Origin of the sequence: Pedobacter sp. (assembly GCF_035317785.1) — a bacterium.
Classification (GTDB): domain Bacteria; phylum Bacteroidota; class Bacteroidia; order Sphingobacteriales; family Sphingobacteriaceae; genus Pedobacter.
The window spans coordinates 1-19,854 of sequence record NZ_DATHGC010000335.1 but is presented as its reverse complement, the minus strand read 5'-3'; the positions used below and the strand labels follow the sequence as shown (position 1 = coordinate 19,854).

At 43.8% G+C, this 19,854-nt stretch carries 18 protein-coding genes and 1 pseudogene; 12 read left to right on the top strand and 7 right to left on the bottom strand.

Features of this window, described 5'->3' with window-relative positions; all coding sequences use genetic code 11:
* Nucleotides 1-30 precede the first annotated feature (30 nt).
* The 3 genes and pseudogenes from VK541_RS21370 to VK541_RS21360 all read right to left on the bottom strand — a co-directional run bounded on the left by VK541_RS21370 (nucleotide 31) and on the right by VK541_RS21360 (nucleotide 4,441).
* Nucleotides 31-1,275, bottom strand: coding sequence for a DUF3999 family protein (locus VK541_RS21370; protein WP_324372529.1), 1,245 nt, complete (start codon nucleotides 1,273-1,275; stop codon nucleotides 31-33).
* Nucleotides 1,253-3,654, bottom strand: a pseudogene (locus VK541_RS21365) (DUF2339 domain-containing protein). The gene VK541_RS21370 and the pseudogene VK541_RS21365 overlap by 23 nt, the downstream one beginning before the upstream one ends.
* Before the next feature lie 64 nt (nucleotides 3,655-3,718).
* Complete coding sequence (locus VK541_RS21360; RefSeq protein ID WP_324372528.1) at nucleotides 3,719-4,441, bottom strand: class I SAM-dependent methyltransferase; 723 nt, start codon at nucleotides 4,439-4,441, stop codon at nucleotides 3,719-3,721.
* A gap of 168 nt (nucleotides 4,442-4,609) precedes the next feature.
* On the opposite strand from VK541_RS21360, the gene VK541_RS21355 reads away from it, so the two are divergent.
* Nucleotides 4,610-5,563, top strand: coding sequence for a sugar phosphate isomerase/epimerase (locus VK541_RS21355; protein ID WP_324372527.1), 954 nt, complete (start codon nucleotides 4,610-4,612; stop codon nucleotides 5,561-5,563).
* 14 nt (nucleotides 5,564-5,577) lie between these two features.
* Here the strand turns inward: VK541_RS21355 and VK541_RS21350 are convergent, their stop codons facing one another.
* Nucleotides 5,578-7,800 carry an outer membrane beta-barrel family protein gene (locus VK541_RS21350; RefSeq protein WP_324372526.1) on the bottom strand — a complete coding sequence of 741 codons (2,223 nt, stop codon included), beginning with the start codon at nucleotides 7,798-7,800 and terminating at the stop codon, nucleotides 5,578-5,580.
* Nucleotides 7,801-8,049: 249 nt separating this feature from the next.
* Between VK541_RS21350 and VK541_RS21345 the strand changes: the two genes are divergently transcribed.
* The 5 genes from VK541_RS21345 to VK541_RS21325 all read left to right on the top strand — a co-directional run bounded on the left by VK541_RS21345 (nucleotide 8,050) and on the right by VK541_RS21325 (nucleotide 12,477).
* The gene (locus VK541_RS21345) at nucleotides 8,050-9,090 is read left to right on the top strand and encodes a sensor histidine kinase (protein ID WP_324372524.1); all 1,041 of its coding nucleotides are present in this window, start codon (nucleotides 8,050-8,052) and stop codon (nucleotides 9,088-9,090) included.
* A gap of 1 nt (nucleotide 9,091) precedes the next feature.
* Nucleotides 9,092-9,817: a LytTR family DNA-binding domain-containing protein gene (locus VK541_RS21340; RefSeq protein ID WP_324372523.1), complete on the top strand. Its 726-nt coding sequence runs from the start codon at nucleotides 9,092-9,094 to the stop codon at nucleotides 9,815-9,817.
* Between the two features lie 80 nt (nucleotides 9,818-9,897).
* Nucleotides 9,898-10,698: an endonuclease/exonuclease/phosphatase family protein gene (locus VK541_RS21335; protein WP_324372522.1), complete on the top strand. Its 801-nt coding sequence runs from the start codon at nucleotides 9,898-9,900 to the stop codon at nucleotides 10,696-10,698.
* Between the two features lie 12 nt (nucleotides 10,699-10,710).
* Nucleotides 10,711-12,030: a DUF3887 domain-containing protein gene (locus tag VK541_RS21330; RefSeq protein ID WP_324372521.1), complete on the top strand. Its 1,320-nt coding sequence runs from the start codon at nucleotides 10,711-10,713 to the stop codon at nucleotides 12,028-12,030.
* A gap of 84 nt (nucleotides 12,031-12,114) precedes the next feature.
* Nucleotides 12,115-12,477, top strand: coding sequence for a response regulator transcription factor (locus VK541_RS21325; protein ID WP_324372520.1), 363 nt, complete (start codon nucleotides 12,115-12,117; stop codon nucleotides 12,475-12,477).
* A 45-nt stretch (nucleotides 12,478-12,522) separates the two neighbouring features.
* On the opposite strand, the gene VK541_RS21320 is transcribed toward VK541_RS21325, so the two are convergent.
* Entirely contained in the window at nucleotides 12,523-13,026 is a 504-nt protein-coding gene (locus tag VK541_RS21320; protein WP_324372519.1) for a DinB family protein, read from the bottom strand.
* Between the two features lie 166 nt (nucleotides 13,027-13,192).
* On the opposite strand from VK541_RS21320, the gene VK541_RS21315 reads away from it, so the two are divergent.
* From VK541_RS21315 to VK541_RS21305, 3 genes are all read left to right on the top strand, one after another.
* Nucleotides 13,193-13,792, top strand: coding sequence for a hypothetical protein (locus VK541_RS21315; RefSeq protein WP_324372518.1), 600 nt, complete (start codon nucleotides 13,193-13,195; stop codon nucleotides 13,790-13,792).
* Between the two features lie 68 nt (nucleotides 13,793-13,860).
* Nucleotides 13,861-14,358: a phosphoheptose isomerase gene (locus VK541_RS21310; RefSeq protein ID WP_324372517.1), complete on the top strand. Its 498-nt coding sequence runs from the start codon at nucleotides 13,861-13,863 to the stop codon at nucleotides 14,356-14,358.
* Between the two features lie 38 nt (nucleotides 14,359-14,396).
* Nucleotides 14,397-15,125, top strand: a complete 729-nt coding sequence (locus VK541_RS21305) for an acyl-CoA desaturase (protein ID WP_324372516.1) — start codon at nucleotides 14,397-14,399, stop codon at nucleotides 15,123-15,125.
* A gap of 2 nt (nucleotides 15,126-15,127) precedes the next feature.
* Here VK541_RS21305 and VK541_RS21300 read toward each other — a convergent pair whose 3' ends face one another.
* On the bottom strand, nucleotides 15,128-15,874 hold the full coding sequence (locus tag VK541_RS21300; RefSeq protein ID WP_324372515.1) for an NUMOD1 domain-containing DNA-binding protein: 747 nt from the start codon (nucleotides 15,872-15,874) through the stop codon (nucleotides 15,128-15,130).
* 292 nt (nucleotides 15,875-16,166) lie between these two features.
* On the opposite strand from VK541_RS21300, the gene VK541_RS21295 reads away from it, so the two are divergent.
* Nucleotides 16,167-16,511 (top strand): hypothetical protein, encoded by a 345-nt coding sequence (locus VK541_RS21295; protein WP_324372513.1) that lies wholly within the window; start codon nucleotides 16,167-16,169, stop codon nucleotides 16,509-16,511.
* 94 nt (nucleotides 16,512-16,605) lie between these two features.
* A complete protein-coding gene (locus VK541_RS21290) occupies nucleotides 16,606-16,836 on the top strand; it encodes a hypothetical protein (RefSeq protein ID WP_324372512.1) in 231 nt (76 codons plus the stop codon).
* 15 nt (nucleotides 16,837-16,851) lie between these two features.
* Here the strand turns inward: VK541_RS21290 and VK541_RS21285 are convergent, their stop codons facing one another.
* Nucleotides 16,852-17,289: a c-type cytochrome gene (locus VK541_RS21285; protein WP_324372511.1), complete on the bottom strand. Its 438-nt coding sequence runs from the start codon at nucleotides 17,287-17,289 to the stop codon at nucleotides 16,852-16,854.
* 350 nt (nucleotides 17,290-17,639) lie between these two features.
* Between VK541_RS21285 and VK541_RS21280 the strand changes: the two genes are divergently transcribed.
* A partial coding sequence (locus tag VK541_RS21280) for a family 78 glycoside hydrolase catalytic domain (protein WP_324372509.1) occupies nucleotides 17,640-19,854 on the top strand: 2,215 nt, incomplete at its 3' end.

Genomic DNA, 19,854 nt, shown 5'->3' with positions numbered 1-19,854 from the left:
GGTAAAGAAAGTAAAATAAAATTCAAAATCTTAACTGCCGGCGGAGTTCTTCAGCATCTTAAAAGAGAACCAACCCAGGAGAACAATGATGACGGCCATTAATCCCCAGAGCCAGGCTTTGTTCTCAAATAAAGGTGTTTCAGTTCTTACGGTATAAGCGGGGTTGTTTTGCTGTTCACCGACAGCAACAGCGCTTAGATCTCCCGGGATCTTCTGCTCAAATTTCTCTATGTCGTAACTTGGCGCCGGGACATCGGGGTTTCCGTAGTACAGGGCATAGACATATTTCTGGTCATCAAAGCGGGCTATTAACTCGTAGATATTGCCTTTCAGTTCCAGTAAGCTGATGCGCAAAGGCTTGTTGTCGTTGTTTTGGATCGTGATCCTCAGTCTCGATGCAATGGTGTTGTTAAAACTGAATTCAGGCTTTTCCAGGGAGGTTATCGTACCCTCATATAAGTCCGAATAATTGTATTGAATTCCTTTGTCTGTTTTAAAACTGTCGGTCGCATATTCAATTTTGACCGCCCGGTAGAAATCGAAATCGCTTTGGGCATTGATCTTTAGGTAGGAAACCGGGACCAGGCCATCTAATGTGACATCAATGATGCTCGCCTTTGTAACGACATCTTTTGTGATCCGGAACGGCCTGTGACTGATGTTTTTATAGACACCTTTTACGGTATCTGTTTTAGCGATTTTGGCGGATACCAATACCGGCGGCACGGGGCTTTTTAATAAGACCCTGAAGTACTGAAATTTGGCATCCGGAAAGTTTAGTCTGGTAAACTCATAATCAGTGTCGTTATTTTTGATCGATAAAATCCGGTAATCATTCAGGATCTTAAACCACTCTTTGTTGTCATTGCTGCCTTCCAGATTTGCTTTCCAGTCGAAATTTGCCTGTTTAAAACTGAGGCTGATCTGGTTGATGGTATTTACTGCGGGCGACTGAAAGGTAAAATAATATCCATTTTCATTCACAGTCTGGTTGAGCTGTTTAAAATCAATTTTCGTGCTGCTGATCTTGTCCGCTCTTTGTTTTAATATATAGGGAATCTCAAGGGTGTCTTTTCCGCTGATCCCAAAGATCCTGATGTCCCTAAAACCCGGCTGTATGTTTTTTAGCAGCTGGTCCGGCAGCTGTACTGTGTGCCATGTTGAAGTGACTCCGCTTATCGCGCGTTTATATTTATACCTGTCCGTTTGCGCGCTCAGTCCCAGGACAAGCATCATACACAGTAAAAAAACGTTAATCTTCAGCTTTAGCATCATCGGTAATTAAATGTTTGTACTTGTTGTAAAGGAATGAAATGATAAGCAGCAGCACACCCAGAGATACAAAAACAATGGTCTTTGCTATGGTATTGAGGTAAGCGATGTCATATAAAAAGAGTTTGACCAGTGTAATGCCGAATAATACGATAGCACCGATGCGCAGGTGTTTTTTTTTTTTGCCAGACCTATGCTGATCAGGAACAGGGCATATACTCCCCATAAGATACTTAACCCGAGTTTATAGCTGCCGCTTAAACCTGAAAGGGAAATGATGTTGATCAGTTCACTGCTCAGTATCCACAACAGGGAAATATACAGCAAATAATCAAATGCAGCCGGAGACTTTTGCTTTGTGAGCCCTGAGCGGCTCAGGCGGTAGCACATGAACAGCAGTAAAGCAAAAAAAGCAAATGAAATGTACCTGATCACAATATTTATAGATCCGCTGATGAAATATTTACTGCCCTGAAGCAGGTAGCTCTCCCGGAGCTCACTTAAGTTGTACAGCCCCTGTAGCAGGAAAGCCAGTATCACGACCAGGGTGATCAGGATATTGGCTATGGCCAGGTTTTCGTTCTTTAATTTTTTCAGGTTAAACAAAATCAGCGCAGCGGTAAAGAACAAGCTGTAGATGAATATCCAGGCTGTCTTTAGTAATTCGTAATCGTAGTTTGATGCAAATGACGGATAATCTGTTTTTTGTGAAGGATTGAGCCTTATTTGGGTCTGCACAAGCAACCCGTCAAAATATTTGACGATCTCGATCCTGAAAGTCATGTAAGTTACGAAGGCCAGGATGGAGGGGATCGCGAAGCTGAGTACCCGGTCGATCTTTATCGGTCTGTGCGGATCGTCGATTTGCTTTCTGCTGATGCTGAGCATCCAGGTAAACGCAGCAATGAAAATGCAGGCCATCAGAAAACCAACATTCAGAATGGGTTTTATGGTTTCAGGAGTATCACCAAAAGGAGCCAGGTACTCAGTCCAGTCCTGTAACAGACTTAGAAATGCCAGGAATATCAGCGGGAAAGAAAGGCGTTCGTAAATGGTGATCTTCTTCTCCCGGCCCAGGTAAAACAAGATAGCCGCTTCGACGGCCCAGAATACCGTGACCCAGCCACCATTGAGCTGTACCGGAACCGCCATTGTAATGAAGGTGATCACCATGGCCAGGATCAGGTAGAAAAGTTTTTTATCGGCCAGCTTCCTTTTGTAAATGATGAGGCTGACTACGAAATGAATAATGGCATTGATCAGGGTAAATATGCCCAGCAGCTCTGCACCGGTCTTGTTTTCTGACAAAATGAAATACCCTATTCCGTAGTAAATGAATGAGTTTAGGAGGATAATGACCACATCACCGAAGCCAAAAGTTTCGGCCTTACTCACTTTGTAGGCCAGGTTGGTCACGTAGAATATCATAAAAAAGAGCGCGGAGAAAAGCAATGAGGTGTTGAAATGGCTGTCACTTGAATCCAGCTCAAACCGCCAGGCCAGGAAGATCAGCCAGGTCAGCCCAAAGGAGACATAAAATAGTGGTTTCCAGTACTTTTTAAAACTCAATATCAGTATCCCGACATTGATTATGGCCATGTAGCTAAACAGCACCACCACTTTTCCAGACCCGTCGCTCAGTAAAAAAGGCACGGCATATGCGCCGACCAGACCAATATGTGCAATCACCTGTTTGTTGTACTGCGTTGCGGCAACGACTGAAAAGGAGGTGAATATCACCATCAGTGCAAAGGCCATTGCCTGAGGGATCAGCCCGTAAAAATCGTAAGCTGCATAGGTAATGAAATACATAATGGCAATGGCACCACTTACCAGTACAGCCGAGAAGCTCTCGTATTTGGCTTTTAGTTTAATGGCAAACGCCATCAGGCAGATGCCTACCAGATAGCCGAGTACAATCCGGGTCAAAGGACTGACCATGTCGTGGTCGATGGCATATTTTGCACCGACAGCTACACCAAGGATCAGTATCAGTATACCAAGCTTGCTGATCAGATTTTCACCGATGAACTTTTCAAAGTCAGACTTACCGAGATTTTCACGTTTAAATTTATTGGCAAAATTCGGTTGCGCAGGGGCTTCGGAAAAAACCGGGCGCTCTGACAGTGGTGCCGGAACACTGCTGCTCGCTAAAACTGATTCCGGTTTTTTCGGAGGGTAATGCACCGCCGGTTGAACAACATCAGGATCAGGTGCCGGCGCGGAGGGTGCAGGAACTGTTCTTTCTGGAGCAATGCCTGGGGATTGCAGCGACCTGACTTCTTCTTTTAATGCTTTGATCTCAGCTTCAAAACCTTCATGTCTGATCTGAAGGTTTTCGAGCTTGAGCAAAAGCAGGTTTAAGTGTTCGGAATGATTCATCCTGTTTGTTTTTTTAGCGCGTCAACTATATTTTAATTTAAATATAGGATGATTTTTTTTAATGTTATTTTATGGCTCCGAATGCGGCGAAACATGAGTTCTTGTGCAGGATCTCTGTAGCTCTGAACCCGACCTTTTTCAACAGGCCGAGCTGGTAGTTCAGCGAGCGTGGAGTGTCTTCGTAAGCAATGTAGTCGAATACCTTTTGCCGGTATTCCGGGCCTCCCAGGGTTTCCAGATAGGCACCGTATTTATCCTCGAAGAGTTTACTGACCGCTGCGGCATCATGGGCGATCAGGTCTGAGATCCAGATGCTGCCGCCGGGTTTCAATGCCTTGTAGATCTTGCTGAACACAAGTTCCCAGTCTGCGTCATCACGCAGGTGGTGAAATGTGGCAGCAGCCAGTACAATATCAAAATGATCTTCAGGCAAGTCAAGGTTCCGCATATCGTCCTGTATGGCAACAACATTGCCCATGGTCTGTGCTGCAGCCCTTTCTCTTGCTTTTTCCAGCATCGGAAGGCTCAGGTCATTCAAAGTACAGTTCAGGTTGGGGATTTTGCTAAGCATTTTTAATGTATAGTTGCCTGCGCCACAACCGATGTCCAGCAATTCTTTAGCATTTGGGCTGATGTATTTTGCCGCTTCTGTACACAATTCCATGGTCAGCGGGGCATCAATGGTGGTCTGTTGTCCCGTTTCCAGGTTTGAGAAACGTTCTACATCATTGTCAAATCTTGTCCTGATCTCCTCGTTGTTCGCCTTTCCTGAATAATCTGTTGTCATATTTTGATCTTTTATCAAAGCTAATTGCTTTTACCGTAATTTGAAACCATCATGAGCAAACACTCACAAACAGTAATTGCTGGTTCAAACTCTCCGTTTTGTTACCGGCGAGAGGTGAAGTGATATTATTTTAAATTGTATATTGGGGCTGCAAACCTAAATATAACCATGAATCGCAGAAACTTCATTAATCTTGGCGCAGCTGCAGCCGTAATCTCCGGAACGTCTTCATTAGCACTTGGAAATACCTCTTCAAAGACCGAAAAAAAAGATAAGCGTTATCAAAAAGGCGTAAGTCCATGGCCAATCTGCCTGGATACCGCTACAATTAGACCCGCTTCATTGAAAGATAAAATAAAAATAGCAGCAAAAGCTGGTTATGACGCGATAGAGCCATGGGATGGTGAACTTCAGGAATTTGAGGCCAAGGGAGGTAATCTGAAAGACCTCGGAAAAGAGATCAAAGATCTTGGGTTGTTTGTGCCAAGTGTGATCGGATTATGGAACGCCCTGCCGCCTACCAGAGAACTATTTGACGCGTCATTAAAAGACACCCGGAACCGGATGCGTATGGCTGCTGAAATCGGTGCGAAACACATTCAGACCATTCCCAATACGGCCGGAGAAAACTACAATCAGAAATGGATTGCCGCGAGGTACCGCGATATACTGGAGATCGGGCTGAAGGAATTCAACATCCACCCGGCGCTGGTCTTTGTAAAATACCAGCCGGTAAAGACAATGGGACAAGCTATGGGGATCGCGATGGATGCCAACCATCCCGAGGCGATGATCATCCCGGATACTTATCATATGTACATATCTGAGGGCGGTTTTGAAGGCCTGAAAATGATCAGCGGCAATTCAATTGCTATTTTTCAGTTTGGCGATGTGCCATCCTCTCCTGCTGCAGTAGAAGACCTGGGCGACCAGCACCGTGTTTACCCCGGTGACGGGATTCTGCCTCTGCCGCAGATCTTAAAAGACCTGAAAGCAACAGGATTTAAAGGCTGTGTTTCGCTGGAGTTGTACAATCCGAACTACTGGAAAGAAGATTTGCAGAAAGTCGCAGAAACGGGCTTAAGAAAAACATTGGAAGTCATCAAAAAAGCCGGGGTTTAACCCGGCTTTTTCTTTTATTGCATCCTTCCTTTTTCTTCGTCCAGGGAGTTGTCCCGGTGTTTGCTTTTCCGGGCGAAGGTTTCGCTGCCAAAACTATAGGTAAAAGCTATTCCGAATCTCCTGGTGTCCGATTCGCTGGCCTGATAAAAGTAGGCTTGCTTCAGTGCTATGGAGCGGTTTTCGTATTTCCAGCTGTGAAAAATGTCGTCCATATTGAACCTGATGCTTCCTTTGTCTTTGAGGATCTTTTTCTGTAGTCCCGCATTGGCGCGGTACATTCCTGCGGTAAATGTCTGGCCGTTGAGGTCCCTGCTGGCATAATAGCCGCCCAGTTCTGCGCTCCAGCCTTTCCCAAACTGGAACTGGTTCAGCAGGTTGATCCGGGCGACATATGTGCTGGGATTTAGTTTTTCGCCATAGGCCTGTCCGTCAAGTCCCATTTTTGAAAGCAGAATTTCGGTGTTCGAATACCACCATTTGGCTGGCGATAAGGATACACCTGTGTTTAGCAGGAGCATATAGCCCTCAGTTACATTTTCAGGTTTGGTGATGAAAATATTGTCCACCACATTGGTGGTGTTGAAGATGACATTGGTAAAATGGTTATAGCTCAGGCCCACACGCAGTGTTTGTTTAAACTGGTATTTAAGCTCATAACGGTATTGGTACTGGGGCACCAGCTCAGGATTTCCGGAGGTGTACGAATACTGATCGCGGTAAAATACGAATGGATTGAGGACCTGATAGTTTGGCCGGTTGATCCTCCTGGTCAGGGCAAAGGCCAGTGTGTTTCTGGATATGGTGTCCAGTTTGTAGTTTAAGAATACACTCGGAAAGAACTGGGTATAGCTTTTTGTAAAGCTGCTGCCTGCTACTGCGGAGTTTCCGAGCTGGATTCCTTCAGCGCTGGTATGTTCAGCACGAAGGCCAAGCTGGATGCCAAATTGTTTCCATGCCTTCTGCGCACTGATGTAAGCCGCACTAAAATCTTCACGGTATTTAAAATGGTTGGACCTGCCGTTGTCTATGGTTTGCTGCTGGCCTTCTACCTGGTAATAATCAGATTTATTGTCGTTTTTAACAGTACTCCATTTGAATCCGGCTTCAATTTTTGTCTTGTTTTTTAGCGGGTGGACATAGTCAGATTTGATGGTGTAAATGTTCATGACAGCCGGGATGTGGTATAGAAAATCATTAGAACCTGACAGTAATCCGTCGGACTCGAAAACCTGGTTTTGCAGCGATTGGTTGCCTGTGCCTGTGTAACGCAGGTAGCTGGCATCGGCGCTGAGCTCTTTCCCACTTTTGCCAAAGCGGTGGGTGAAATTGAAATTGGTATTTAAATTGGTCTTTTCGTCGCCGCCTGTAATATATCCCCTGCCGAGGCTGTCCAGTTTGTCAAAACTATAGTTATTGCTGCTGGAGTTCAGATAGCCATTTTTTTGGTTCTTGTTTAATCCGAGCTGGACGCCGTAGGTCGTATTTTCGGTTGCGGCATAATCTATACCGAGCGTAGTATTGAGCCCGTCGTTTTTGTATTCCTGCTCATTGTTCAGAAATACCCTTGAAGTCTGCACGTCGGCGGGGCTGAAAAAGCTCCTGTTGTAGCTGTCCAAAGAATAATTTTTCTCATAGCTATAGCCTATGTTGCTGAATACATTTATTTTTTTGTGGTTGTAGTTCAGGTTCAAAGAATTGTTGTTCCTGGCAAATTTTCCCTGGGTATAGCCCGATGACAGGTTTCCGGTAAATCCACCTATCCTGTTCCTTTTCATGCGGATGTTGATGATGGCATTACCGGCTGCATCGTACCTGGCCGGCGGGTTGTCCATCAGTTCGATCTTGTCGAGGTTTCCTCCGGGGATTGATTTGAGGTAGCTGGCCAGATCTGAGCCTCCCATATAAGTCGGCCGTCCATCGATCAGCACCATCACACCGCCTCGTCCATTGAGACTAATTTCTCCGTTTGCATTTACGGTTACACCCGGTGTTTTTTCCAGCACTTCGAGGGTATTGCTGCTGGCGCTGCTGATCATAGAAGCTACATTTACAACGGTCTTGTCAATCTCCATCTGGATCAGCGGACGTTTGGATTTGATGACGACTTCTTTTAGGTTGATGTTTTTATCAGCTGTCTTTGTGGTGTCTTTTTTTTGTATGGGTTTTTTTTCTGTCGTTTGCGTTAGTCCTGCAATGGGAATGATTAGTGCAAGAATAAGAAAGAAGCGTGTCTTCATTTTTATTTTTTTAAGTGATGATTCGGGTTATTGATGATGCAAATATTGAATGATGTCACTGGGCGGGAAAAAAAATATGTTGTACCTTGGATACCTGATGACAGAACCCGCAAATGGGGTGTCGAAAACGACTGAAACCCATAAACGGTCATTTGTCACTCATTTTAGCCCTTTCGTCCGCAGGATTTTTATTAGAGGAGCATTGTGCCCAGATTTGTGCATGGTTAAAATGTTGCAAACAGAAATGAGATGAATAACGTAAAAGAGAAATCGAACTTTGGTTTTTTTGGCAGCAAGCTGTATTTCATACTGGCTTGCCTGGCCGGCATTCCAATCTACATAGCGGTAAAAGGATACGTCGAGTCTATACAGGTATATGCAGATGATTCGGTTGCTTTTGCAGCTACCGTTTTTTTTATCATGGGCGTTTTTACCGGAAGGTATATCTCGCAGGTATGGGCCTCTGGTTTAAAGACTTTTCCGAAGGATGTGCTGTCCGGACTAGCCTTACTTATTGTAGCCAGCATAGCCTGGCTTTTCTTTCATGCCGATTTCCCGCTTAATGGGAGGACCGCTATCAATTTGCTGTTGTTCTGGCTTCCCTTTTTACTGATCAGCATTGCATCGGGTATGATGATCAAGGTGATGCATACGGTTACCCAAAACCAACTGACCGAAGCCAAAAGCCAGGCCGCACACAGCCAGAGTGAGCTGAACCTTTTACAGTCCCAGCTGAGTCCTCATTTTTTGTTCAATACCTTGAATAACCTGTACGGGCTTTCCATTACGGACCATCAGAAAATACCGCCTTTATTGCTCAAACTTTCAGAATTGCTGCGGTATTCTGTTTATGATGCCAGTGAAATATACGTGCCTTTAAAAAATGAAATGGCCTATATCAAAAACTATATCGAATTTGAAAAGATAAGGATCGGCGACAGGCTGGTGCTGAGCACAGATCTTGAAGAAATGATAGATCCGGAAATTAAGATAGCGCCTATGCTGCTGATCGTATTTATTGAAAATGCATTTAAGCATTCCAAAAATACGGCTTCACCGGAAATATTTGTGGATATTAGTCTCAGGACATGGGGTGGCTCTGTTTTGTTCTCTGTCAGGAACAGCTATGGGCAGGATGGGGAAGAAAACAATATATTGAACGGGAGCGGGGGTGTCGGGCTTCCAAACGTGAATAAAAGACTCGAACTGCTTTATCCCAATGCGCATGAGCTCAATGTAAGAAGCGATGAATTATTTTACACGGTAGAGCTTCAGCTAAAAATGAAATAAAATGAAGATCAGTTGCCTGATTGTCGACGACGAGCCCATAGCCAGGGACATTATCAAAAGCTATTGCGAACATTTGGAGATGCTCCATATCGTGGCTTCCTGTGGGAATGCACTGGAAGCCAAAAGTATCCTGCAGTCACAACACATTGATATTTTATTCCTGGACATCAATATGCCGGTCATCGACGGGGTTTCTTTTGCTAAGACACTAAAAAATCAACCACAGATCATTTTTACCACTGCTTATAAAGAATATGCTACGGATGCTTTTGACCTGGCCGCCTGCGACTACCTGCTGAAACCTTTTTCTTTTGAGCGGTTTATCATTGCGGTAGACAAAGCATTCGAAAAACTTCAGGCCAAACCAGATAAAAAGGACCAGCAGGTCATGGAAGGAGCTTCATCAAAAACAGAAGATTTTATCTTCATCAAAACTGACGGCAAGATCTACAAGATCAGGCATGACGAGCTGCTTTATGCTGAGGCTCAGGGCAATTACACCAGGATTGTAACAGAAAGAAGCGTACTGATGCCCAAAATGCCCTTTTCAAATCTTGAGGAATTGCTGCCGGCGTCACTTTTTCTGCGCACCCATCGCTCATTTCTGATCAATAAAGAAAAAATTGACCATATAGAAGGGAACCGCATATTCATCAGTAATACAGAGATTCCGATAGGGAGTAATTATAAAGAATCGCTGTTTAAAGAGCTGGGCTTTTCGAAATGATAGTTATTTGAATATATTTACGGAGCAAAAAGAAACCAGTTTATATTCACAGCTATAGAAACCGCTCCTCTCAGACAAGTATGAAAGTATCGATACGTCATTTATTGACAGCATTGCTGCTGTCCGTAGTTTGCTTTGCTGCTCCCAGGGCAAATGCACAGCAGGGAACATTAAAGGTAATGACCTATAATATCCATCATGGAAATCCTCCTGCAAAGGAAGGGCTGATCGACCTGGAAGCAATTGCTGAGGTTATTAAGGGACAGGCACCTGACCTGGTTGCCCTGCAGGAACTGGATGTGCTGACCAAAAGAAGCGGAGGTATAGATGAAGTGAAAAAACTCGCGGAACTTACCGGGATGTATGCTTTTTTTTCTAAAGGAATAGATCATGAAGGCGGGGAATATGGCATTGCCATATTGTCAAAATTTAAGATCAACAAAACAGAACGCCATCTGCTGCCCTTCAAAGAAGGGCTAAAAGCAGAACAGCGTTCCCTCGCGGTCATTAATGTCACGCTTCCGGGCCGGATCAAAATTGATTTTGCCTGTACACACCTCGACCTGAAAGATGAGCACAGGTTGCTGCAGGTAGCTGAAATAAACAAGATCCTGAGTGTACGTAAAGGCACCGTAATCCTTGCCGGGGATTTTAACCTCACAGCTGCAACCCCCGCCATGCGGATACTGGAGCAATATTTTAGCCGCAGCTGCCAGGCAGACTGTCAGCCAACCAGTCCCGACCTGAATCCCAGAAATGAAATAGATTTTGTACTGCTGAAGAAGGGAAGTCCTTTTACAGTCAGCAGTCACCAGGTCCTCAATGATATCCATGCCTCAGATCATCTTCCGGTAGTGGTCACTTACACAATTAAAAACTAATTTAAACCCGATATGAAGCGGACCATCTTACTACTTTTTACCTTATTGTTATTTACAACTTCGGCATTTTCACAGGGCATCCTGAACATGATCGGCCGTTCAGAAGATTTCTTTAAACTGCTTTCAGAAGAAAAATATACCGAGGCCTATGGTTTTTTTGATGCCAATTTTCAGGCTAAGGTTTCAGAAGACAATGTGAAACAGATCTGGATTAAACTGGCTGAAAAACTGGGCAAACTGGAAAATATCCAGGTGACCAGCAGTAAGAGTCAGGGAGAGCATTTTGTAGTAACCCTCGAGGGGAAGTTTACCAATGACAGTCAGGACTTCCTCCTTGCATTTGATAAAACTGAAAAGTTGGTCGGGTTTTTTCTTCAGCCAAGCCGCAAGGGGGCTGCCTACGTTACACCCGCCTATGCAGACACCACATTATATAAAGAAAAAGAGATCTATGTGAAAACTGCAAAGCACAGTCTGGTTGGCATATTGACCGTCCCTAAAAAGGCAGCCACCTATCCTATTGTGGTGCTTGTACACGGATCCGGTCCGCAGGATATGGATGAGACCTTTGGCCCCAACAAGCCGTTTAAAGACCTGGCATCCGGCTTAGCTTCAAAAGGAATTGCCAGTATCCGTTACGTAAAGAGGACCATGCTCTATACCCGGGAGTTTGCCGGGACATTTACAGTTAAAGAAGAAGTAATGGATGATGCACTGGCTGCAATCGCTCTGGCAAGGACTATTCCTGCTGCAAATAAAAAACAGATCTACCTGCTTGGTCACAACCTTGGTGGTATGATGGCACCAAAAGCGGCTGTATTGGCGCCGGATCTTAAAGGTGTTATCCTGCTCGCCGCCCCGGCCAGGAAATTGACAGACCTCATCGTTGAGCAGACCAAATATATGTTTGAACTGGAAAAAGATACGACAAAGGCGGGCAGATTACAGCTTGATAGTGTTGTAAAGGAATTGAACAGGTCAAGGATCACAAAGCTGGGGACCTTAAAACCGGACTCGAGTATTTTTGGTCTGCCTGCGGCTTATTGGGTAGATCTTAATCTTTACAATCAGGTGACGACAGCCAAAAAGCTGATCAGTCAGCGGATTTTTGTAGCTCAGGGAGCAAATGATTCCCAGGTTTCCGTTACGGATTTTAATCTGTGGAAAACAGCCTTAGGTACAAAGAAAACTGCCACACTGAAATTATATCCTGAACTCAACCATATGATGATCGCGCAAAAGGACAAAAGCGATTTGAAACAATATAGCGTACCGGCGAATGTATCTCCGGGAGTGATCAATGACATTGCGATATGGATAAAATCTAAATAAGGGTAACAAATGTATTCAGTTACCAGATGTGGCAAAATTGTTGCTTATATAACAGACAGTAAACCAACATAAAACAAATCGACAATGGTAAAAAGAATACATGTACTTGAAGATGACGAAGATATAAGGTATATAATCGGTGTCTTATTAAAAGACGAGGGTTATGAACTCCAGTTGTCTTCCTCTTTTGCTGAACTAAAAAGTAAACTAAAAGACTCTGTCCCCGATTTATTTATTCTTGATGTAATGATTCCGGACGGAGATGGTACAGATATTTGTACTGATTTAAAAGGCGACCCATTTACCGGGCACATCCCGATTATTGTCATGTCTGCAAATGATCAGAACAAACAAAAAAGTTTAGATGCCGGGGCCAATGACTACATCAGCAAGCCTTTTGATATTGATTATATCGTTAAGCGGATCAATAACCAGCTTAATAAGTAATATACCCTTGTAAAAAGCCTTCCGGTGTAAAATCGGGAGGCTTTTTTAGTTTATTTTTTGGTAGATCTTATTCAGCTGATGATTGTGACGCTGCAGGTGATAGACCAGGAAATAGACCCATTCCAGCCTGGTAAACTTGCCAAATCCGGGAAGTTCGAAAGCATTGTAAGTCGCTGAAAGATCTTGTGATGCGATCGCTGCAGTCATCTTAGCTAACAAGTCATTTACTTCCTGAAGCAAAGTTTGCTGACTGTGCGGCGGAGCAGCAGGCAGTACGAAATCCGGTGAACTCATTCTGGTGTCAAAATTCAGGAACAGGTCTTTAATCGCCTCAATCTTTTCGTCCGGTTTCCTTTCCGTTGGTCCGGCCTGATCGATGATGACCTCTAATACACCGCTATAAGATTTTAGAATGTGGTCGGCAACCTGGCCTGCTGTCCAGCTTCCTTCAAAAGGAACACTGTTGAATTGTTCTGGTTTGAAAGCCGATATCAGGTTTTGGAGATCAGCTGAGGCTTTTTGCAGGTCACTTAATGTTTGTGCTTTCATGATGTTGGTTTTAATGAGTTAAAATTACGGCCATTTCAGAAATGTTTGAAGGCGTAAATACGCCAAAAACAGGGTGAATTGCGACAACTGTAACCTCGCATATGATGATCGGATTTTGTTATCTCAGGGGATGTAATTAACTTCATCACTAATTAAAAAAGCTGCGATGTTAGATGACGCTATAAAAGGTCTTGTGCCCCATGTGCTTAGCCATATAATTTCTGAGTACTGTAAAAATGGATTTATACTTGCCTATGAAAATGAGCTGTCTGATCTTAAAGGACTGGTACAGCCCGATTCTATATCTTCTGATGATTTTGAATTGCTGGAATCTGTTGATGATCCGGTCGTTCAGATCCTGCTGAACTCGATTGATAAAGTTATTGATTGCTCCAAAACCTATTTCCTGATCAATAGCCTTGACGAAATGGAGGTAATGGAGAATGAGGAATACAATCAGCTCGCATCAGATAATTTCTTTTCCTACATTATAGAGTGGGAGAGTAAAACCTATAAAGATGTACTATACAATTTGAACGCAGTTTACTTTTCAATAGCGCAGCTTTTGTATCATACGAGCTGCCAGATCCGGTTAAACGAGATAGAGATTCCTGAGGAGCTCTATGATGAATTTTTAGAAAAATATTCAGACCTGCTCATGGAGAAAGTCTACTCCAATGACAAAAATGTAGCCTTACTTTATGATCTCATTGTGGCCCTGAATGATGACCTGCTTGAAATTGACAAACTTTCCCGGGAGGAATAAAGCGGTAGAATTGGTTCTTAAAGCAAATTTATCTAAGTTTGGGGATTAAAATATAATACCGGTATAAAATGTCAGATCAGAAAAAAGAAATATTTGAAGGAGTAGCACAGCGCTTAAAAATTGAAGGTTTTAATGTAGTGAACCGTGATGAGACCCGTCCGTGGGGAGGTTTTTTTGTGATTGATGAAGATCAGGCTCAACAATTTGCCAATGTTTATTTTGAAGGGCTGAACGTGGAAGAGCTGCGGATCTCCGGTAAACTGAGTCCTAAAATATTGATCGTTGCCCCTGATACCCGTTTGTCGTGGCAGTACCATCACCGCCGTGCCGAAATATGGAGAGTAGTAAACGGAACTGTTGGTGTGGTCACCAGCGATACAGATGAAGAAGGTGAATTGCAGGAGCTTACTCCAGGCCAGTCTATCAAGTTAAAGCAAGGTGAAAGACACCGCCTGATCGGTTTGAAGGACTGGGGTATTGTTTCAGAAATCTGGCAGCATACTGATCTGAATAATCCTTCAGATGAAAGCGATATTGTACGCGTACAGGACGATTTTGGGAGATAAATAGAACTAAATACAATTTATCTTCGTTAATACTATATATGATCATTTTATTATTCTTCCTTGCCCATTGGTTTCTGTCGCTTTTTTCTCAAACATTTTTTCTGCACAGATATGCTTCGCATAAAATGTTTAAGATGAATCCCTTCTGGGAAAAGTTCTTTTACACCATCACCTTCTTGTCTCAGGGATCTTCATTCTTAAATCCCAGAGCATATGCTATTTTGCACCGCATGCACCATGCATTCAGCGATACAGAAAAAGACCCTCATTCTCCGCATTTTGTAAAGGATGTCTGGGGAATGATGATCCAGACCAAAAATATTTACCTGAATTATGCTAAGTTCAATCATGAACCTGAAGAGCAGTTTAGAGACAAATATCCTTCCTGGCCAATAATTGATAAAATTGGCGACTCATGGTTCACGAGGATCGTTTTTATTGCGTTCTATATTTGGTTTTATGTTACTTTCGCAACCGCATGGTGGATGTTCCTATTGCTGCCAATACATTTTCTAATGGGCCCTTTACATGGTGCTATTGTGAATTGGTGCGGTCATAAATATGGCTATTCAAATCACGACAATGACGATCATAGCAAAAACTCCCTGCCCCTCGACTTTTTGATGCTGGGAGAACTGTTTCAGAACAATCACCATAAGAAGCCAAACAGTCCGAATTTTGCTTCCAGGTGGTTTGAATTTGATCCTACATATCCGCTGATGAAAATGATGCACTGGATGCACATCATCCGCATCCGGAAAACATAAATCTATACTTTTTTCTGGTCCATCAGCAGACGGGACTGTTTCCTTTTGACTTTCATGTGTTCGTGCAATACCGAGGTTTCATAACGCGGATGTTTCCGCAGTTCATTGACGTTAATTCTCAGTTGGTGCCCCTTACGCCACAAAAATCCACCTGCTGTTAATGTACTGCCTTTAATAGCGAGGGATATGTTGTCGTTGCCGATACCAGTCTCCCTTGCCGCTTCCAGCCCAGTTTTGTAAGACTTAATCCACCTGCCGTCCAGGTCATATTGCGATATTCCGGACTTATTCGTGGCAATTTTTGGATCTACCTGGATTTTTTTTCTGATGGTTTTACTCCAGATAAAGCCGCCATAAGTTAAGCCACGGCCCTTGATCACATCACGAATGCCATTTTGATGTACGCCAACCGCCCTTGCCGCTGCTATGGTATTGATATGCGTCCTGATCAGGTTCCCCTGAAGATCATATTGCCCGACTGTCTGCTGTTGGCTCGCAAGCGGTGAAGAACCGTACCATTTTTTCTTTAATATAGGTTTTAAATCAATTTCTAATGCATTTCCACGTCTCCAGATATAACCGCAGGCAGTATGAATTTTGCCGCTGTTCCTTGCTGCGGTAGAAATATGCTGTTGTGAAGAGTTCATTGCCAGCGCGGCAACTCTGGCATTGGGATAAGTTTCCAGCAACTGCCCGCTTAGAGAGTAGCGGCTGATATTGAAAGCATCAGTATGTTTTTTATTTGGCATATCAAGTGTAAATATAAAGAAACGCAGCGAAAAAATAAAAGGACCCGTTACGGTCCTTTTATTTAATCTCCCCTCATTGTGATATATACATTAAGTCTTTCAGGTTTTGCTGTTACTTGGTTAAATAGATTAATACTAATTTAATGACACTTAACTCCTTTGTATGAATTGTTTCCTTATTCATTTTGTTCAAGTTCTGCTTAAGGACACTTTGAACAGCCCGCTAACTGGAAAGATAGGTTAAACTTATATACTTTTGCTATACACCGAATGATCAACTAAAGGACAAGTTATGAATGTTAAAGTTACTGAAGAACAATATCGGAGTGCCCTTCAACTGATTGACCGCTACCATAGGGAGCAGCTGGACAACGGAGAATCCCTGATGAAATTGCTGGAAGATAGCGGCGCTTCGAATCTTCTGATGGATCGGATCGCTAAGTTTCTGCAGGGCCTGGTAGATCGCGGGTATGTTCCCTTTACCTACATTACAGACATTACCGCATTGTATTTTATGAGTTCATATACGAGGCAGGACCTCATGATGCAGCGAAGTGTTGGAAAACTTACCGTTGACGAGTTTGAAAGGGTCATGTCTGTCAATGGATATAAATTCGGGAACAGGAGGCTTCAATAGATTCCCCACATTTCACGAATTTTCAACACATCATGTTTCATAGATTTAAGGCATTATATTTGTTTATTGCTAACCAGATCTAAACGAAAGCGACATGAACCAGACTCAGACATTTTGTGAGGACGTTGTCCTGCAAATTCAGACCGGTTTAACTCCGGCAATTGAAAATGTACAGCATGAATTCAGGAATGGACAAATAGTGACCTTTTCTGCGGGCAACGCTGAGCATCCGGATTGGTTCATACAGGAGTATGCAGGCGGCAGAAGGATATTGGTTTCTATCGAGATGGCCACAGGAGAGATTCATTTTTTGAGGAATCTGTAGCCTCAGTTAAAAGCATTATTTTTCTTTCAGCGAAAGGATATAAGTTACCATCAGCCGGGCATCCTGGGTGGTAACATGAGGATGCGGGTCCATCACTGGGTTCCCCCAGATGCCAAAACCTCCGCTGATGATCTTTTGGGCAAGTAAATCGATGTATACCTGTTGTACAGGATACCTCGCGGCAATGTCTTTAAAAGCTGGTCCTTTAGCTCTTTTGTCTTCCGTGTGGCAGGTATAACAATCGGAATAGGAAATTAACACCTTCCCTTTTTGTACTGCAGGCGCTGATAAGGTATCGCTTGGTCCCTCTATCTTTTTGATATAATCTACCACTTTAACAGGGCCTTTTTTCTCTTCGTTTTGGTTACATGCAACTATGCAGAATCCAGCTGCTATTGTTAAAAAATAACGTATTGTGTTTATGTTCTTTATAATTTGCGATTTAAGGTTCATGAGCATTATCTGTTTCTTCGTCTGTGAAAAACTGGCTCAGCAATATAACATTAGTTATGGTTTCATAATACGTTTCCACCTCCTTATTGCTGGTTTTATGATTCTATTACGTCGCAATCCTAAAAAGGTTACCCCAACAGAGTCCCTGCACTGTTGTATAACCCAGGGGTCATTCAACCCCCTAGCAACCATTGAGAAGAAGCTATGAGAATATAGTAACAGAAAGGGATCATTGCGAATGCAATTGCATACAAAAAAACAGGATAGTGCAGGTTGCATTAACTGGAGTTATTTGTCATATTGCAGATGCAGCCTGAATTGCTGCTAACCAAATATTTTGTTGCCGACCCATGAACAGGAACTTCAGCTATTATTGCTTTTTACTTTGTCTTATTTTATTACTGCCCGCATCCGGATTCTCCGTTTCTGGTCCTCAGATCATTTCTTTGAGGTGTGAATATAAAGCCAATCCCATTGGTGTGGAATCGGTAAATCCTGTATTGAGCTGGAAGTTTAATGCAGAAGGCCGCAGCGTAAGCCAGTCTGCGTACCAAGTCCTGGTGGCGGCTACAATAACAGAACTCAATAGCGGTAAAGGAACTCTATGGAATTCCGGCAAGGTACTTTCATCGTCCTCGATCCAGGTGCGGTATGCAGGCAAGCCCCTGCAGCCCGGAAAGCAATATTTTTACAAGGTAAAGATCTGGGACAATAAAGGCATCAGCTCCGACTGGAGTAAAACCGCTTTCTGGCAGATGGGATTGCTAAAAAAAGAAGACTGGAAGAACGCGAAATGGATTGGCTATGAAGAAATGCGTGAAACGGAAAAAATCATTCCCGCAGTTCACATGCGAGGTAATTTCCCGGAAAAGAATGATGTGCTGCCTTTGTTCCGCAAAAAATTTAGCGTCAGTAAAACAGTTAAAAGAGCTACGGCATTTATATCTGGTCTCGGGCATTTTGACCTGAGCCTGAATGGTGTCAAAGTTGGTGATCATTTCCTGGATCCTGGCTGGACCAAGTATGATGAGCAGGCACTTTACGTCACATTTGACCTGACGCAAAAGATAAAACAGGGCGGTAATGCCCTGGGTGTGATCCTGGGCAATGGCTTTTACTTCATTCCAAGGGACAAGCGTTACCGGAAGATCACAGGGGCTTATGGTTATCCTAAACTGATCTGCCGTCTTTTACTGGAATATAATGACAGCAGTACGGAAAATGTGATTACTGATGAAAGCTGGAAAACTGCACCTTCCCCGGTTACTTTCAGCAGCATTTACGGAGGTGAGGATTATGATGCTACGCTGGAACAAAAAGGCTGGGATACCCCGGTCTTTGATGATACAGCATGGAAAAATGCCATAGCTATAAGCGGATCCCCGGTGCTGAACTCCCAAATGGCAGAGCCATTAAAGGTGTTTGAAAACTTTACGCCCGTTAAAATCACGCAGGTCAAACCTGGCGTGTGGGTATACGACCTGGGACAGAATGCTTCGGCGATTCCGGCCATTGCAGTAAAGGGCAAGCGCGGCGCCATAGTAAGGATCTCTCCGGGAGAGCTGCTGAACAAGGACGGTTCTGTCAATCAGTCTGCCAGCGGCGATCCACATTATTACGACTATACACTGAGCGGACAGGGCATTGAGCACTGGCAGCCTAAATTCACTTACTACGGGTTCCGGTACATACAGGTGGAAGGTGCTGTTCCGGAAAAAGAAGTCAATCCCGGTAACAAGCCGGTAATGGTTTCTCTCAAGAGTCTGCACATCAGGAATGCCGCCAAACGGGCAGGTACTTTTACCTCGTCAAATGAGCTGTTCAACAAAACCAATACGCTGATCGACTGGGCCATTAAAAGCAATATGGTGAGTGTGTTTACCGATTGCCCGCACCGTGAGAAGTTGGGCTGGCTGGAACAGGCACATTTGATGGGCGGTTCTGTCCAGTACAATTATGATGTGGCTACGCTCAACAAAAAGATCGTGGACGATATGATTATCGGGCAGACCAAAGATGGGCTGGTGCCTGACATTACGCCGGAGTATGTGCATTTTGATGCCGGTTTTCGTGATTCTCCGGAATGGGGAAGCAGCGGGATCATTGTGCCCTGGTATGTTTATGAATGGTATGGTGACAAGGAAGTATTGGTTAAAAGCTACCCCATGATGCAAAAATACATTGCTTATCTGCAGGGTAAGGCTCAGGGTCATATTTTATCGCACGGACTGGGCGACTGGTTTGATATCGGGCCAAAAAATCCTGGCGAGGCACAGCTGACCCCTAAAGCCGTTACCGCCACCGCAATTTATTATTACAACCTGAGCATCGTCAGCAAGGTTGCCAAACTGCTGAATAAAACTGATGACCTGGCTAAATACCGTGACCTGGCCGGGAAAGTTAAAACTGCTTTCAATACGAAATTCTTTAATAAAAGTACCATGCAGTATTCGACCGGGAGCCAGACTGCAAATGCAATGGCCGTGTATATGGAACTGGTTGAGCCTGAATATAAACAAGCGGTGGTGGATAACCTGGTTAAGGAGATCAAAGGACGCGGAAACG

Excerpts from the sequence above, each read along its gene's own strand:
- VK541_RS21370 (WP_324372529.1), bottom strand. The coding sequence starts at position 1,275 with ATGATGCTAAAGCTGAAGATTAACGTTTTTTTACTGTGTATGATGCTT.
- VK541_RS21360 (WP_324372528.1), bottom strand. The coding sequence starts at position 4,441 with ATGACAACAGATTATTCAGGAAAGGCGAACAACGAGGAGATCAGGACA.
- VK541_RS21355 (WP_324372527.1), top strand. The coding sequence starts at position 4,610 with ATGAATCGCAGAAACTTCATTAATCTTGGCGCAGCTGCAGCCGTAATC.
- VK541_RS21350 (WP_324372526.1), bottom strand. The coding sequence starts at position 7,800 with ATGAAGACACGCTTCTTTCTTATTCTTGCACTAATCATTCCCATTGCA.
- VK541_RS21345 (WP_324372524.1), top strand. The coding sequence starts at position 8,050 with ATGAATAACGTAAAAGAGAAATCGAACTTTGGTTTTTTTGGCAGCAAG.
- VK541_RS21340 (WP_324372523.1), top strand. The coding sequence starts at position 9,092 with ATGAAGATCAGTTGCCTGATTGTCGACGACGAGCCCATAGCCAGGGAC.
- VK541_RS21335 (WP_324372522.1), top strand. The coding sequence starts at position 9,898 with ATGAAAGTATCGATACGTCATTTATTGACAGCATTGCTGCTGTCCGTA.
- VK541_RS21330 (WP_324372521.1), top strand. The coding sequence starts at position 10,711 with ATGAAGCGGACCATCTTACTACTTTTTACCTTATTGTTATTTACAACT.
- VK541_RS21325 (WP_324372520.1), top strand. The coding sequence starts at position 12,115 with ATGGTAAAAAGAATACATGTACTTGAAGATGACGAAGATATAAGGTAT.
- VK541_RS21320 (WP_324372519.1), bottom strand. The coding sequence starts at position 13,026 with ATGAAAGCACAAACATTAAGTGACCTGCAAAAAGCCTCAGCTGATCTC.
- VK541_RS21315 (WP_324372518.1), top strand. The coding sequence starts at position 13,193 with ATGTTAGATGACGCTATAAAAGGTCTTGTGCCCCATGTGCTTAGCCAT.
- VK541_RS21310 (WP_324372517.1), top strand. The coding sequence starts at position 13,861 with ATGTCAGATCAGAAAAAAGAAATATTTGAAGGAGTAGCACAGCGCTTA.
- VK541_RS21305 (WP_324372516.1), top strand. The coding sequence starts at position 14,397 with ATGATCATTTTATTATTCTTCCTTGCCCATTGGTTTCTGTCGCTTTTT.
- VK541_RS21300 (WP_324372515.1), bottom strand. The coding sequence starts at position 15,874 with ATGCCAAATAAAAAACATACTGATGCTTTCAATATCAGCCGCTACTCT.
- VK541_RS21295 (WP_324372513.1), top strand. The coding sequence starts at position 16,167 with ATGAATGTTAAAGTTACTGAAGAACAATATCGGAGTGCCCTTCAACTG.
- VK541_RS21290 (WP_324372512.1), top strand. The coding sequence starts at position 16,606 with ATGAACCAGACTCAGACATTTTGTGAGGACGTTGTCCTGCAAATTCAG.
- VK541_RS21285 (WP_324372511.1), bottom strand. The coding sequence starts at position 17,289 with ATGAACCTTAAATCGCAAATTATAAAGAACATAAACACAATACGTTAT.